Annotated in this window: 16 protein-coding genes; all 16 read left to right on the forward strand. The window is 61.0% G+C overall.

Going from position 1 to position 14,476, the window contains the following annotated elements; genetic code table 11:
• Window positions 1-8: 8 nt before the first annotated feature.
• The 16 genes from ACODTZ_RS10700 (at window position 9) to ACODTZ_RS10775 (ending at window position 14,363) form a co-directional block, all read left to right on the forward strand.
• Window positions 9-1,061: a head maturation protease, ClpP-related gene (locus ACODTZ_RS10700; protein ID WP_489025639.1), complete on the forward strand. Its 1,053-nt coding sequence runs from the start codon at window positions 9-11 to the stop codon at window positions 1,059-1,061.
• Window positions 1,062-1,076: 15 nt separating this feature from the next.
• A complete protein-coding gene (locus ACODTZ_RS10705) occupies window positions 1,077-1,448 on the forward strand; it encodes a head decoration protein (protein WP_489025640.1) in 372 nt (123 codons plus the stop codon).
• Window positions 1,449-1,463: 15 nt separating this feature from the next.
• Window positions 1,464-2,492 (forward strand): major capsid protein, encoded by a 1,029-nt coding sequence (locus tag ACODTZ_RS10710; protein WP_489025641.1) that lies wholly within the window; start codon window positions 1,464-1,466, stop codon window positions 2,490-2,492.
• Between the two features lie 39 nt (window positions 2,493-2,531).
• A complete protein-coding gene (locus ACODTZ_RS10715) occupies window positions 2,532-2,738 on the forward strand; it encodes a hypothetical protein (RefSeq protein WP_489025642.1) in 207 nt (68 codons plus the stop codon).
• Between the two features lie 104 nt (window positions 2,739-2,842).
• Window positions 2,843-3,130, forward strand: coding sequence for a hypothetical protein (locus ACODTZ_RS10720; RefSeq protein WP_489025643.1), 288 nt, complete (start codon window positions 2,843-2,845; stop codon window positions 3,128-3,130).
• Complete coding sequence (locus ACODTZ_RS10725; RefSeq protein ID WP_489025644.1) at window positions 3,130-3,927, forward strand: hypothetical protein; 798 nt, start codon at window positions 3,130-3,132, stop codon at window positions 3,925-3,927. The genes ACODTZ_RS10720 and ACODTZ_RS10725 overlap by 1 nt, the downstream gene beginning before the upstream one ends.
• Before the next feature lie 44 nt (window positions 3,928-3,971).
• Window positions 3,972-4,460: a phage baseplate assembly protein V gene (locus tag ACODTZ_RS10730; RefSeq protein ID WP_489025645.1), complete on the forward strand. Its 489-nt coding sequence runs from the start codon at window positions 3,972-3,974 to the stop codon at window positions 4,458-4,460.
• A gap of 8 nt (window positions 4,461-4,468) precedes the next feature.
• Window positions 4,469-4,843, forward strand: a complete 375-nt coding sequence (locus tag ACODTZ_RS10735) for a GPW/gp25 family protein (RefSeq protein ID WP_489025646.1) — start codon at window positions 4,469-4,471, stop codon at window positions 4,841-4,843.
• 15 nt (window positions 4,844-4,858) lie between these two features.
• Window positions 4,859-5,734, forward strand: coding sequence for a baseplate assembly protein (locus tag ACODTZ_RS10740; RefSeq protein ID WP_489025648.1), 876 nt, complete (start codon window positions 4,859-4,861; stop codon window positions 5,732-5,734).
• Entirely contained in the window at window positions 5,734-6,858 is a 1,125-nt protein-coding gene (locus ACODTZ_RS10745) for a phage tail protein (RefSeq protein WP_489025650.1), read from the forward strand. The genes ACODTZ_RS10740 and ACODTZ_RS10745 overlap by 1 nt, the downstream gene beginning before the upstream one ends.
• Window positions 6,858-10,088, forward strand: a complete 3,231-nt coding sequence (locus tag ACODTZ_RS10750; protein ID WP_489025652.1) for a DUF4815 domain-containing protein — start codon at window positions 6,858-6,860, stop codon at window positions 10,086-10,088. The genes ACODTZ_RS10745 and ACODTZ_RS10750 overlap by 1 nt, the downstream gene beginning before the upstream one ends.
• Window positions 10,089-10,100: 12 nt before the next feature.
• A complete protein-coding gene (locus tag ACODTZ_RS10755) occupies window positions 10,101-11,642 on the forward strand; it encodes a hypothetical protein (RefSeq protein ID WP_489025653.1) in 1,542 nt (513 codons plus the stop codon).
• On the forward strand, window positions 11,642-12,004 hold the full coding sequence (locus ACODTZ_RS10760) for a hypothetical protein (RefSeq protein ID WP_489025655.1): 363 nt from the start codon (window positions 11,642-11,644) through the stop codon (window positions 12,002-12,004). Before ACODTZ_RS10755 ends, ACODTZ_RS10760 begins: the two co-directional genes overlap by 1 nt.
• A gap of 78 nt (window positions 12,005-12,082) precedes the next feature.
• Window positions 12,083-13,546, forward strand: coding sequence for a phage tail sheath subtilisin-like domain-containing protein (locus ACODTZ_RS10765; protein ID WP_489025657.1), 1,464 nt, complete (start codon window positions 12,083-12,085; stop codon window positions 13,544-13,546).
• A gap of 14 nt (window positions 13,547-13,560) precedes the next feature.
• Entirely contained in the window at window positions 13,561-14,073 is a 513-nt protein-coding gene (locus ACODTZ_RS10770; protein ID WP_489025658.1) for a phage major tail tube protein, read from the forward strand.
• A gap of 26 nt (window positions 14,074-14,099) precedes the next feature.
• The gene (locus tag ACODTZ_RS10775) at window positions 14,100-14,363 is read left to right on the forward strand and encodes a phage tail assembly protein (protein WP_489025660.1); all 264 of its coding nucleotides are present in this window, start codon (window positions 14,100-14,102) and stop codon (window positions 14,361-14,363) included.
• Window positions 14,364-14,476: the final 113 nt, after the last annotated feature.

Genomic DNA, 14,476 nt, shown 5'->3' on the forward strand with positions numbered 1-14,476 from the left:
CTCAGATCATGGCTGCAATTCTTGAAGACGGAAAGCTTCGGCTTTCCGGCTATGTCGGCGACTATTATTTCGAAGACGGCTTCACCTCGTCGGACGTGGTGCTCGCTCTGGCACAAGTCGACGCTGATTCTCAGCTCGATGTGCATTTGAACTCCGGTGGCGGCATTGCTACCGAGGGCGCCGCAATCCACGCGCTCTTGTCGGCGCGCTCGGGCATCACCAACGTAATCGTCGAGGGGGTCGCGGCTTCCGCCGCTTCTCTGATTGCCATGGCTGGGGACACCGTCACCATGTCCGCCGGCGCGGTGATGATGATCCACGATCCCAGCGGATACACGCATGGCACGTCGCAAGATCACAGCAAAACGATCGAGGGCTTGGAAGCTTTGGCGACCGCATACGCTCGCGTTTACGCCGATAAGTCCGGAAAGACGGCTGACGAGTGCCGTCAGATCATGAAGGAGGAGCGTTGGCTCACGCCCCCTGAAGCTGTCGCAGAGGGTTTTGCTGACGCAACGACCGAAAGCAGCCGCGCCCCGGTAGCGGCCTTCGATTACCGAATGTTCGCTCACGCTCCGAAAGCACTCACAGCGCTGGCGAAGAAAAAGAATTGGTCGATGTCGACCAAGGTCGCGGCGCCCGCCGCAGAAAACCGTCCACCAGAGGAGTATTCCATGACGGATAAGGAACGCGCGGAGCAGCTCGCCGCCGAGAATGCCAAGCTGAAAACCGACCTGGCGGCATCAACAGCTGCCATCGACACCACCGTTAAAGCTGATCGCGATCGCCGCGCCAGCATCATGGCGCTCGAGGAGGCCAAAGGCAGGGAGCCTCTCGCGGAGCACCTGTTCGCCACCGGCAGCACCGTCGACCAAGCCAAGGCAACGCTGGCCGTATCGCCGAAGGTCGCGGCGGTCGAGGACGAGGAGGTCGAATTCCAGCCTCGCCGCATGAACGCTCAGGGGCTCAACCAAGCCCCGATCGCTCCAAAGGGCGCAGAAAAAGCCGCGGCTAAGGCCGTGCTGGCCGCTTCTGTCGACCGCACCAACAAGCGCCGCTAACAGGAGATCGCACCTATGCCTACGCTCACTCAGGGCCTCCGCCCGACCGGCCACTACATCGTTTCGGAGGCCAACGGTTATCGCTCCCGCGAGGCTGGTATTATCGCCAGTGGCAGCGGGAAGCTCGACGCCGGGACGGTTCTCGGCCGTGTCACGGCATCCAAGAAGTTGGTGCCGTTCGCGCCTGCGGCGTCCGATGGTTCGCAGAATGCCGTGGCCATCCTTTTCGAGGGATGCGACGCCACTTCCGCAGATGTGCGTCGCACCACGACAGCGAGGGATTCCGAAGTTCAAGCCGCTGTGCTCGTTTGGGCCGCCGGCGTCACCGACAGCCAAAAGACCGCCGCGCTTGCACAGCTCGCTGCGCTCGGCATCGCAGCCCGCTAAAGGAGGGGCACTTTCATGGCACTTGTTGCAGACATCTTTAATCAGAACGCCTGGGGCCTTATCGAGGTGCAGGAAGAAGTCGTCGATCGGGTCGACTTCAAGCCGCAGCTCCTGGGATCTCTCGGCCTCTTCTCGCCGATCTATTCCCGGTCCCGCACCATCGCGATCGTTGACACCAACGGCACGATGACGCTCATCCCGACCTCCGCTACCGGCGAGGCGCCGGCCGAACTCATCCCGAAGGGCGCCAAGGTCCGCATGATGCAGGCGGTTCGGCTTGCAAAGGGATCGACCATCTACGCGATCGAACTCGCCGGCATTGCTGCGCTTCCCATGGCTGAGCAGACGATCGAAGTCGCCGACGAGGTCACGAGCCGTACCGGGCAGATCACAGACGATCTGGAACTCACCTGGGAACATATGCGCTTCGGCGCTGTGCAGGGCAAGGTACTCGATGCTGATGGCAGCACCGTTCTTGTCGACTGGTACGATTTCTGGGGTATCGCCGAGCCGGCGGAGATTGACTTCGAGCTTGACGACGACACGAAGGACATTCGTAAGAAGTGCCGCGACGTGAAGCGCGCCATGCAGAAGGCCGGCAAGGGCATCTGGACTCCGTCCACGAGGGTCGGAGCGCTGGTCGGCGACACATTCTTCGACATGCTTGTCAATCACAAGCAGTACAAGGAAACGAAGGTCAACACCGAAAAGGCGAGCGAGCTCGAGAACATCGAAGGGTACTCGGTCGTCGTGTTCGAAGGCATCACCTTCATCAACTATCGCGGCACCGACGACGGCGGCACGATCGCGATCGGCACTGACAAGGCCCGGTTCTTCCCCATCGGTGCGCGCAATGCGTTTCAGGTAGGCTGGGCGCCGGCAAGCGAGTTCAAGCCGTATCTCAATAAGCGCGGTCAGGAGAAGGTCGGCATGTTGCTGTCCGATCCTTCTGGTCGCGACGAGTGGGATCGCGTCGAGATCTACAGCTACCCGCTGTTCATTGCCACCCGGCCTGAAATGCTGCTCCGCGCGAAAGCGGCGTAGTCCCTCCAAGTCAACCAAATGCTTTCAGGAGTACATCTGATGCGCCAGCTCGTGACGGAAGCCGGGTATTACAATGGGGAGTTCCTCAAGCCCGGGCAGCACTTCGAAGACGGTTCCGAAGATATCAACCTTGAAAAAATGACCAAGGATGAGCTTCTCGCCGAGGCCGAAAAGCGGAATGTGTCAAGCGTTTCCGCCAGCAATACGAAAGCCGAGATCATCGCGGCGCTCACGGTGAAGGCCTGACGATGCCGATAGCCGCACGATTTCACGAGCTTCGCAATCGCGTTGTTGAAACGGTCGACGACAAGTTCGCTGAACCCGTGCGGCTGTCCTTCATGAAAAACGGCGTGGCCGATCCCGATCGGCCACAGCTCACGATCGATGCGGTTTTGCGGACCGGCGCGGAAAAGCCGACAAGCATTGACGGCGGAAGTGCTCGATCGTGGATGACGAAGATCGAGGCGGGCGAAGCGGAACTCCGGATCGATCGAGCAAAGTACCCGGCCGAAACGCTCGGCCTTAAAAAGGGAACGTCCGTCCGTGCGTTGTCGCGGCCTGGCGAACCACTCTTCGAGGTTCTCTCGATTAACACGCGAGATCATACCCGCTTGATCGTCAGACTGGGGCAAAAGTAATGAGCATCGTTCGCGCCGCTGTCCGGATCTGCGCCGTGATGGCCCTTCGCGGTCATACACTGGTCGGTGACAATGTCTTCGACAGCCAGATCTTCGCCATGCAGTCGGAAGCTGATGGTTCTATCAGGATGCCCGAAGACGAGCCGTTTATCGCGGTCTACACGGATTCTTCCACGACGCGTGATGTCGGCACTCCGCTCCGGGCGATGGCAGTCAACGGCGCGACCGATATTATCTTCGAGGCTGGGATCGCATCGACGATGACGACCTCCGATCCCGATACAGACGAGAGCATGATCGTTGGTGTCGGCCTCCCGCCGACCGACGGTGCCATGGAATTTTATCTCGACATGGTCATGCGAGATATCGACGATGTGCTGACCGATCCAGACAACGTCTGGTCTCAGCTTTACCAAGGGTTCATTTCGGCCGTTGGCCTCGTCGAACGCCGCAGGGCAGGAAGCGATAGCGCAGGCCAGCGCGTCGCAGGGCAGCAGCTCAAGGTATCGGCCAGCTTGTTGCCCGACCCCATCAGGGGCGATGCGCTGCGCGCGACGTCAGTGATGGCGCGGTTCTTGGCGCAGGTCGAAACGATCAATGATGCGCGGCTTCGTGCGCAGGCAGACATGATCGCCGCTCGGCTGTCAGGCTCGGCTGAAGCTTGGAAGATCGTCCAGCGCCGGTACGGCCTGACCGGCGAAGAAAGCGAAGCCTTGGGAATTTCACCAACCGGCGACAACGAGATCTCGATCACCGGGGTCGAAGTTACGTCCGCAACCACGGTTCAAAGTCAATGATACCGACAAGGTTGCCGGATCAGATCGCTGATCTCTATATGCGTTTGGGCGAGATCGAGCGTCGCGCTCGCAATCGAAAGCGGACGGGCACCATTGCCCAAGTCGACCATGACACTGGTCGTTACCGCGTGAAGCTGTCCGGTGGCGACAGCAATCCGTTTCTCACCGGTTGGATCAAGCCCCGCCAGCTCGGCGCCGGCCTGGTGAAGATCGACGTGCTTTTGAAGGAAGGCGAGCAGGTTACCGTGCTTTCCGAAAGCGGAGACCTGACCGACGCGGAAATCGATCTGAGCACTTACTCGGATCAAAACCCTCGAAAAAACAGCAGCACGCCGCTGTTGATCACCATCGACGGTGCGCTCTTCGGGATGAGTTCGGACGGTATCGAACTGAAGGCCGGCAAGATTAAGATCTCGGGTGATGTCGATATCGGCGACGGCTACCTGCGGCACAACAATCGAAATATAGGCGACGACCACGAGCACACCAAGGTCGTGCGCGGCGGTGAAAATACCGGACCGCCCGCCGAATAGAGGTCACCATGACAGATTCGAGTGGCGTGAACGCCGATACCGGGCAACGGTTGACGGACTGGTCGCACGTCGAGCAGTCCATCGGCAAGATCCTGAAGACCCCGATCGGATCTCGCATCATGCGCCGCGACTTCGGCTCCGATCTTCCGGATCTCGTCGATCTGAAGATGACCAGGCGAAACATCCTCGCTGTCTATCAGGCCACCGCGACGGCGATTGCACGTTGGGAACCACGGTTTCGCATGCGGCGAGGGCAGGTTCTCTCAGTTGCCACCACCGGCAAGATCGAGTTGGCGATCATCGGAACCTATTACCCGCGCGGCCACCTCGGCGACTATTCCGTCGCGGAGGACCGGACAACGCGTATCGCATTCACGCTTTAGGGCAGGGCGTTTCACATGATTGATCTGACGACACTGCCGGCTCCCCGCGTGATCGAGGAGCTGGACTACGAGGCGATCGTTTCGCGCCAGAACGCCGATTTCAAAGCTCGTTGGGCGGCGGTACGCGCTGCCAATCCTACGCTGAACCTTCCGACCTACGACGTCCTGATGCTCGAGACCGATCCACCGGTGATCATCAACCAGGCGGAGAGCTATCGGGAAACCCTCTTTCGCCAGCGCGTCAACGAGGCGATTCAAGCCTACATGCTCCCCTTCTCGGAGGGCAGCGATCTGCAGATGCTTGCGGCCTTCTATGATGTCAGCAAGCTGGCCGGCGAGACCGACGAACGCCTGCGCGCCCGTGTGATCCTCGCCATCCAAGGCCGATCCACCGGCGGCACGGCCGCCCGTTACAAATCCGTTGCGATGACAGCCGACGTCACGGTGGCCGATGCGGTCGTCTACACGGTCGGACGCAGCCCGATCGTCCATGTCGCGATCTTCTCGACCGATCCGGACGGCGTTGCCAGCACGCAGTTGCTTGCCACCGTCAATGCGGCGTTGCAGGCACCCGACGTGCGGATGGTCAACGACACGATCGTTGTCGCGTCGGCTGTTCGAACCGTTGTCGATGTCGTCGCGGATGTCTGGTTGCTGCCTGATGCCGACGACGCAACGCTCACTCGTGCCGAGGCTTCACTGCGCTCGGCCTGGGCCGCGACCAGCTCTCTCGGCCGCGACTTCGTTCCGTCCTGGTGGGGCGCGAAGCTGATGATCGAAGGCGTCCAGCGCATCGAGCCCGTGACGCCAATCGGCGCGATTGTCGTGCCTGCGGCGGAGGCGATCTCGATCGGGTCCATAACGCTCAACTTGAAAGGTCGGGATTTCTGATGGATTCGCTGCTGCCTTCCACGAGCTCTGGAGTTTTGGAGAAGGCGCTCGAAGCCTCCCTTAATCCGCGATGGGATACTTTCGGCAGCGCGGTCGAAGCCATCCGCGCCGCCAAGCTGGTGTCGCCGCCACCGTCGTTCTTGCCATACCTGGTCTACGAGTACGGCTTAGGTGAGCTGACGCCGTATGTGCCAAATCTCTATAATCTGGTGGTCGATCGGCAGGGCGTGGAATGGCAGCGTGTCCGGGGCACCCCGCAGGCTGTTTCGAGGGGCTTGAGCTGGCTGAGCTATTCCGCCACGCTCGAGGAGGCTTGGCCCGCGCGGGCTTACTGGAACTCCTTCCAACTCCGTTTCCCGGCATTGCCTGCCGTCGATCATCCCGACCTTGAGCGGATCGAAGGCATCACCTCGCTATCGGTTGCGGAGCGCTCACAGCTCCGTCGCGGCGTGTTTCAGTATGATGCCGGACCTCTGACGGGGGACGGCTCGCGGCTCGACGACAGTCTCCTCGAGCGCGAAAGCGGCATCGCCGTAACGCAGCGTGGAACGCTATGGTCGTTCGGCCGCACCACCGAGATCGATCACGTTCTGACCGAGGTCGAAGGTACGGCGATCGGTAACTGGATCGAAGTGCCGGATGATGCCGGTCTCAAGTGGGCTAATATGAAGTATCCGTGGCCGACCGCGACGTTTCCGTGGGGTGCCAATGCTGTGACCCAGCGCCGAGTCCTGATGGCGGCGTGGTTCGCGACCCGCACACTTTACGCCACGCTGCGCAGCGCCAACGGGGCGATTATCGGTCACCGACGCTGCCGCGCCGTGCACCCCGTCATCCAGCAATTCGGTGGCAGCTACAGCGTTGCCGGCACGCCATATCAGTCAATCACGGGCGGCACCCGCGTCTACATCGAGGCAATGACCGATTTCCAGAATGCGGACGCGATCACCGCCGCCTCGGTCGAGCTGACCGTCGGCGCGGAGCGCGCTGCGGGCGTCAAGTCCGGAAAGCTCTGGCTTTCGCCTGGTCAGCTTGTCGGTGGGCACGCTGTGGCCGTCACGCCTGTTTCCATACCGCTGCGCGCCACGGTTCGCGAGCAGCTCAAGTTTCTCATGAGGTTCTAATGGCCAACGAACATAAGAGCGGTTTGCTTTACGCCCTCGATCGCGCCACCGGAAAGCAGGCGCAACAATCGGTCGTCTTCTACGGCGAGCGTCCATTTATTCAGGCCGCCGAGTTGATCGAGCTGCAGACGATCATGCGGGAGCGCGCCGCTCGCGGCATGAAGCTGGTTGCCAACGATGGCAACCGGGTATCGCGTGCCGACGCGGTCGTCGATATCGAAGCCGGCACGGTCACCCTGACCGATGGCGAAATCTTTGTCGCCGGCGACGTGTTCCCGGTGACGGGCGCCGTGTTGCTGAATGTCCCGATGGCCGGACGCACCGAGATCGGTGTCCGCCTCACCACGGCATGGCTCACCAGCGAGGATGATCCGATCCTGCTGGGGCAGGTTCCCGGCCTGGCTGAAGGTGAGCCCGGCGCGGCTCGAGAAGTCGCATCTATCGCCTGGGCGCATATCGATGACGCTGGCGAAGGTGAATACTTTACGGTCTATACCCTGCAGGACGGCACGATTCTCGATCAGACCGGCCCGTCTATCCTCGAGCCGGCCATGCAGGCGCTGGCCGCCTATGACCGCCCGAACGGCAATTACATCGTATCGGGTTGCCGTGTGACCGCGCTCGGCGCTGACGCCGGCGCCCAGCAATTCTCGATCGAGCAGGGCGAGGCGAATATCAACGGCTACAAGCGCACCCGCTTGGCCGCTCTTCGTCACGCCGAACCTGAGCAGTGGGATGAGCTGGCGATCCCCGGCGAGACGCACATCTATACCGGTGGCGCGTCCTTTACATTTTCCGTCGACCAGGCGCCGATCGCCGACATCAACTCGATCCTGCTCACTAAGGAACGCACCTACACGCTGACGCGCGGTGCGATCGCCAACGGCGCCGATCAGCTTCCCGACACCAGCATCCTGTCGGTGTCGCTCGTGAAGAAGGGGTCCACCACCTACAATTCACCTGCGGATTACAGCCTGATCGGCCGCACGATCGATTGGTCGGCTGCTGGCTCCGAGCCGGCTGCAGGCGAAACGTATCAGGTCACCTATCGCTATCGCGCCAGCGTGTCGGCGGACGCGTCCACGGCGACCACGATCACGGTGTCCGGCGGTGTCGCTGGCGGCGAGATCATTGTCGCCTATACGCAGAAGCTTCCGCGCGTCGATCGGCTTTGCCTTCTGCAGGACGGTTCTCCTCTTTATATTAAGGGCCTTCCCGCTCGACAGAACCCGATGCCACCAGGCGCGCCCTCCGATGCGTTGAAGCTGTGTCAGATCGCCTATGACTGGATGTCCACGCCGGTGATCACCTCCGATGGCATCAATGACGGCGTGCGCTTTGTCTCGGCCGCCGAGCAGGCTCGCTTCAACAATATGCTTCTCGACCTCGGCCGTCTCGTGCAGCTTGAGCGCCTGAAGAGCGGGATTGACGCCCGTGAGCCGGTTGCCAAGAAGAACATGTTCGTCGACCCGTTTGCCGACGACAGCTATCGCGATGGCGGCACCTCGCAGAGCGGGGCGATTTCTGACGGCATGCTCATGCTTGCCATCGAACCGACGTTCTACCGGGCGGTTATCGATCATGCCATCACCCTCGACTATGTCGAGGATGTGATCATTTCGCAGGAGCTGAAAACCCTGTGCGAGCTGATCAACCCATACCAGAACTTCACCCTGCTGCCTGGTGCGCTGAAGCTTACACCGGCCGTCGACTTCTGGACGGAGAGCCGTCAGGAGTGGCTTTCGGCGCAGACAGTGCAGTTCAATCTCGGAACGCGATCCGACGGCGGCCCGCTGCAGACGACGTCGACGACAACGCAGCTCGTTGACCAGCGTATCGAGCAGCTCGAATTCCTCCGTCAGATCCCGGTCGCCTTCGAGATCTCCGGTTTTGGTCCTGGCGAGATCCTGAAGACGCTTACGTTCGACGATATCGACGTGAAGCCGGCTGGTGTGCAGGCGGCGAACGGCGAGGGCAAGATCACCGGCACCTTCATGATACCGGCCAACGTCACCGCCGGCAGCAAGGTCATGGCGGCGGAAGGCATGGGCGGCATTCAGGCCACCACACTCTTTACGGGGCAGGGGACCATCGAGATCGATGTGATGCGTCGTGTGACCACGGTCAATAACTGGACACGCGCACAGGTCACAAGGTCGATTTCGAGCTGGAACAGCGGCAACAATTCTAACGGTGGCAATGGCGGTGCTGCGTCGAGCGACCCGCAGGCGCAGCTCTTTGCGGTCTCGGAGCCTCGCCAGATTCTTGGCGTCGACTTTCATCTCTGCAAGGTTGGCGATCAGGCAAAGCATCTGCTCGTCGACCAGGTCTCGATCGACAATGGCTATCCAACTGCCGACATAGCAGCCGAGGCGGTCGTTTCCATGGTCGGGGCCGTCGTGGGCTGGAAATCGGCGCGGTACAATCTGCCGCTAACTACGCTCGCGGACCGCAGCCACGCCTTCGTCATCAAGACCGACGACAACCTGCATTCGGTGTCCGTCGCCAAGCTCGGCGGCTTCGATGCGGAGCTGCAGAAGTATGTCACCGTTCACCCTTATGTGACGGGGCCACGCTTCTCGTCCGTCAACGCGCAAACGTGGACGGCGCATCAGGATGAAGCTCTGTCTTTCCGCGTGGTCGCCGCGAAATATCCGGTGACGACCAAGACCGTGGATCTCGGGACCTTCGATCTCGTTAACTGCTCGGACCTTCAGGTGCGTGCCGCTGTCGAATTGCCTTCGGCCGGCTGCAGCGTGATCTTCGAGGTCGAGCGGACAAACGGCACTGTCTACAAGCTGCTGCCGTTCCAGGTCCTGAGCCTCACGGAGTTCATCACCGAGACAGTTCATCTCAGGGCAGTGCTGAAAGGCACGGAGAAGCTTTCGCCGATCCTCTATGCGCCGATCGAGATGATCGCCGGCAGGATCGCCACCGAGCTGACCTACGTCACGCGTGCCTTCACGCTCGGCGAGGCCGTCCGCGTCGCCAATTACTTCAAGGCCTACCTACCAGGCGGAGCCACGATCGCAATGAGCTACTCGGTCGATGGCGGCGCGTTCGTCAACGTGCCGGTGAGCCAGATCGAGGCGCTTGCCTATCCGCTTTGGAGCGAGCGGAAGCACGAAAAGACCGGACTGACGGGCAGCAACATTCGGCTGAGGCTGGTCGGCACCGGTGGCCCTGACGCTCGCATCATCATCGGCGACTTCGGCGCCGGCATTCTCTAAGGGGCATCATAGATGACGACCACTGAACACTATGGCCTTCAGCGGCCGGACCCCAACAACGACGTCGACGAAGAGTTCTTCCGCCTTCAGCAGACACTCGACCAGCTCGACGGCATCATCTTCGCGCTGAAGCAGCTGGTCGATCAGAAGGCGGCGATGCAGCACGGCCATACTCAAGCCGACATCGCCGGCCTGGTCGACGCGCTCGCCAGCAAGATGAACGCCAGCACGATCTTCAGCCTTGACGATCTCGGCGACGTCGACGGCGCCAGCGCTGCTGCCGTCAACTATCTCCTGGTAAAAGGTGCCGATGGGCAGTGGCGTCCGTCTTCGGCCGCCGCCGCGATCGGTAACCATCAACACTCCCAGGACGATATCGTCGGACTGGGAACGGCGCTGACGGCATTGAGCAATGCCATTGCGCAGAAGGCAGCGGCCTCGAACGTCTACACGAAGCAGCAGGTCGATGACGCGATCGCGGCTGCGTCGTCGCTGCCCCTCGGGACGATCATTGACGTCTATGGTAACGGCGCTACGGCTGCGCCTGGTTATCTGAAGGTCGTTCCGGGGCTTGAAATCACGAATGCTTACCCCGAGTTCCGGGCCTGGGCGTTGGCGAACGGGTGGGCTGTTAACGGATCTGGCAACCCTGTCTTTCCGTCGACAGATGACGCCTTGTTCAAGCGTCAGTGGCGGTCGTCGCAGACTTTGCGTGATGCTGGTCGTGCATTCGGCACGGTGCAGGCAGACGCCATGCAGCGCATTCAGGGCCGCTTGTCGGGGCGCAACGATTATCCGACCGGGCCGACCGGGCCATTCGGGATAACGGGAGATGTGGCGGGCAACAGACAAGATGGTTCCGGCAATACGCACGCTATAACCTTCGACAGCGCGCTGGTCACCCGGACAGCTGCGGAAACTCGTGTCGCAAACATCACCGTAACTTGGTTCATTAAGGCCTACAACGCGTCGATCGATGCGGCACAAGTCGCGGCTGCGCAAGTGCTGGCCGATCTAGCAGACGCAAGAGCGCGACTTGCTACGGCAGAGGCAAAGCTGACCTGGGAGAAGGTTGCCGTAGTCGACTTCACAGCACAGACGCAGCTAATCCAGACGGACCTTGGGGCGTACCGTGAACTAAGGATCATTTTGGAGCTAGAGCCCGGTGCGAGTGCAGCCGCTAATATGCAGGTCTCAGCGAACAATGGGTCCTCATGGCTAGCCGGCGCCACAGACTACACCACGATTGGCGTCTACTCTCAGAATATAGATGCGTCCCAAGCCTCCTTCAGGGTCACAGGCAACAACTTTGCTTTCTTTGCTGGAAATCAAGGGGCGGCAGGTAGGCCTATGATTACGAGCATGACCTTTGGTCAGTTCAACAAAGCTAAGGAAATGCAGGGGACCGGTACGGCTTCTTGGCTGTCGGGTAGCCAGTATCTAACATCCGCCGTTTCCATGAACTACGCGCCGTCCACGGCCTTGAACGCACTTAAACTCGCGTTCTCGGTAGCGTCTAGCGGTCGCCTTATAATCGAAGGGATCAAGGGCTAATGGGCAAGATCACGATAAATGGCATCGAGCGCGATGAGACCGCAGACGAAGAGGCGGAGCGCCTTGCTTTGTTCGCCAGCTTCGAACCTCCAAGCCCGTACAGGCCGCTCTTCCCTGTCGATTTCAAGCTCGGGATACTCACGCTGAATGTGACGCCCGACATGGTCGATGCGGCAATCAATCAGCTAGACGAACCCGATCGAACCCGCGCATCGATCTATTGGACCTCGGCAAACATGTTTTATCGTGACGATGTTTGGCTGGCCTTGATTGCTGCCTCATTCGGCAAGACGGACGAAGACATCGACGGGGCTTGGACTTACGCGATGTCGCTAACACCCGGCACTGTCACCGGCAGCTAACGTTTAATCGAGGGCCGGTGCCTTCGACCTACCGCCATCCTAAACAGAATTTCCAGCTCTCACAAAGGAGACCATACAGTGGCCGACCTATCCTATTTCCATGGCGTGAATCTCGCGGAAAGTACCGAAAACCCGTCGCTGTTGCGCGTCAGTAATTTCGGTGTGACGTTCGTCAACGGCTACGCGCCCGACGCTGATGCTGCCGCGTTCCCGTTGAACGTTCCGACCCGCGTCTCCTCGCTGGCGGCGGCAGCACTCCTCGGCGCGGCCGGTTCGCTCCTCGAGGACGTCACCACCGTCATCGGCGAAGGCGGGTCGATCGTCATCGTGAACCGCGTCGAGCACAGCGACACGCCGAGCGTTCTGACGGCCAACCTGATCGGTGATCCCGTCGCCCGTACCGGCCTCTATGCCGCGCTGCGTGCGAAGTCGCTCTTGGGAATCCAGCCGCGCGTGCTCATCACGGCCGGCGAGACCGGCACCTGGGTAGAAGGCGGCCTTACCTCGGTTGCCTTGTCCGCCGGCGGCGATGGCCTGACCGAGGCGCCGGGCGTCACGTTCACGGGCGGCGGCTCTGCCAGTGGCAAGACCCTGCCGACCGCTGTTGCCGTGCTCGGTACGGGCGACAAAGCCGACCAGGTGGTGTCTGTGAAGATCACGTCGCCGGGCAAGAACATGACGCAGGCGCCGGCCGTCGGGTTCACCGGTGGCGGGTCCGACGCCGGCAAGGTGCTTCCGGTCGCAACCGCCAACATCGGCGACATGTCGAACGCCTTCGTGTCGGCGCTGAACGTCATCACGCCGCAGATCCGCGCTCGCGGCTATATCGTCGGGCCGAACACGACCGACGCCGACGCAGTCCGCTTCCGCAACACCATCAATGGCGGGCGCATTCTCGTCATCGACCCGCAGGTGCTCAAGAACGTCGACGGAGTTCCGGTCACCAAGTCGGTGGCGCCTGTCTTCGCCGGCGTCCGTGCCCGTGTCGTCGCCTCGAGCGAGGGCGTCTCCGGTTCGGTGTCGAACAAGATCATCCGGACAATCGACGGCGTGGCCCGCACCGTCCAGTACCCGGCCGACAGCAACTACCTGAACGAAAATCAGGTGGCGACGATCATCAACGAGCGCGGCGGCTTCCGCACGTGGGGCAGTCGCTTGGCGACCGACGATCAGCTCTGGCAGTTCGACAGCGTCCGCGCCACGGCCGACATGATCAACGAGGCGCTCGAGGACCTCTATTTCGTCTACGTCGACCGCAAGCTGACCAAGGGCAATCTCAAGATGATGATCGAGGACGGCAATGCTGCCCTCCGCGTCTTCAAGAACAACGACGATATCCTCGGCGGTCGCGTTTGGCTTTCGAACCTCAACACGCCCACGCTCAACGCCAACGGCAAGGTCTTCCTCGACGTCGAATTCGAGCCCGTCGGCCTCATGGAACAGATCAACATCACCACGCACCGCAACATTCTCTACTACCAGCTCCTGCTGGATGAGGTGCGCGGCGCTATCGAAAACGGTCCGCTGACGCTGGCGGCATAAGGAGGTAGCAGACCATGACTGAAAGCAACAAACCGCGCCTCATCCTGCGCGACTGCATGCTGTGGGCCGATCGCGAAAGCAAGCTCGGCCAGATCGGCGAGATTTCACCGCCGGTCCCACAGAAGAAGCTCGAGGAGTGGCGCGGCGCCGGCATGATCAAGCCGCGCGAGATCTCGCTGGGCTACGAGAAGCTCGGCTTCAGCTTCAAGATGCCGGGTCTCGACCCCCAGATCATGAAGCTTTTCGGCCTGAAGCCGGGGTCGGAAAACTCCTTCATGATCACTGGGGCGCTTGTCGACGAGGACGGCACGACGCATTCGGCCGTCATGACCATTCGGGGAACCATCAACCAGGTCGACCCCGGCTCGTGGAAGCCGGGCGAAATGGCTGAAAACGATCAGACGGTGTCGGTCAACTACTACAAGCTGGAGATCGACGGCAACGAGCTGCTGGAAATGGATGACTTCGACATCAAGATCGGCGGGGTCAGCCAGTACCAGGACATCCGCAACGCTCTTCTCCTTTAACCGCATCAATATCTCAGGAGGCCTTCGTGGTCGAACATACGTTGAAATCCCCCGTGGATCACGGGGGCCAAACCTACACCCATCTGGTTTTCCGCGAACCGGAAACCGGTGACATGATGGCGGCTGAAGGCTTCAAGGGGCAGTTGTCACAGACCGTTGCGATCCTCGCGATGGTCTCCGACGTGCCCTTGCCGGCGTTCAAGAAGATCAAGGCTCGGGATCTCAAGGTGATCCTGGCGAAAACCGAATCGCTCTTGGGAAACGAGGAGGAGGCCACGACTGGCGCCTGATCGCCTGCTTCGTGGCCCATTTTACATCGACATCACTCGAGGTGATCGAGCGATGGCCCCCTCACAAGACGATGTCCTATTTCGAGAGCGCGACAATCTTGCATCGCGCTCTC

Source organism: Rhizobium sp. FG113, from assembly GCF_057809895.1.

What these genes read in the sequence shown, in the direction of transcription:
- ACODTZ_RS10725 (WP_489025644.1), top strand. Translation starts at nt 3,130, where the DNA reads ATGAGCATCGTTCGCGCCGCTGTCCGGATCTGCGCCGTGATGGCCCTT.
- ACODTZ_RS10760 (WP_489025655.1), top strand. Translation starts at nt 11,642, where the DNA reads ATGGGCAAGATCACGATAAATGGCATCGAGCGCGATGAGACCGCAGAC.
- ACODTZ_RS10740 (WP_489025648.1), top strand. Translation starts at nt 4,859, where the DNA reads ATGATTGATCTGACGACACTGCCGGCTCCCCGCGTGATCGAGGAGCTG.
- ACODTZ_RS10710 (WP_489025641.1), top strand. Translation starts at nt 1,464, where the DNA reads ATGGCACTTGTTGCAGACATCTTTAATCAGAACGCCTGGGGCCTTATC.
- ACODTZ_RS10735 (WP_489025646.1), top strand. Translation starts at nt 4,469, where the DNA reads ATGACAGATTCGAGTGGCGTGAACGCCGATACCGGGCAACGGTTGACG.
- ACODTZ_RS10745 (WP_489025650.1), top strand. Translation starts at nt 5,734, where the DNA reads ATGGATTCGCTGCTGCCTTCCACGAGCTCTGGAGTTTTGGAGAAGGCG.
- ACODTZ_RS10715 (WP_489025642.1), top strand. Translation starts at nt 2,532, where the DNA reads ATGCGCCAGCTCGTGACGGAAGCCGGGTATTACAATGGGGAGTTCCTC.
- ACODTZ_RS10755 (WP_489025653.1), top strand. Translation starts at nt 10,101, where the DNA reads ATGACGACCACTGAACACTATGGCCTTCAGCGGCCGGACCCCAACAAC.
- ACODTZ_RS10700 (WP_489025639.1), top strand. Translation starts at nt 9, where the DNA reads ATGGCTGCAATTCTTGAAGACGGAAAGCTTCGGCTTTCCGGCTATGTC.
- ACODTZ_RS10705 (WP_489025640.1), top strand. Translation starts at nt 1,077, where the DNA reads ATGCCTACGCTCACTCAGGGCCTCCGCCCGACCGGCCACTACATCGTT.
- ACODTZ_RS10770 (WP_489025658.1), top strand. Translation starts at nt 13,561, where the DNA reads ATGACTGAAAGCAACAAACCGCGCCTCATCCTGCGCGACTGCATGCTG.
- ACODTZ_RS10750 (WP_489025652.1), top strand. Translation starts at nt 6,858, where the DNA reads ATGGCCAACGAACATAAGAGCGGTTTGCTTTACGCCCTCGATCGCGCC.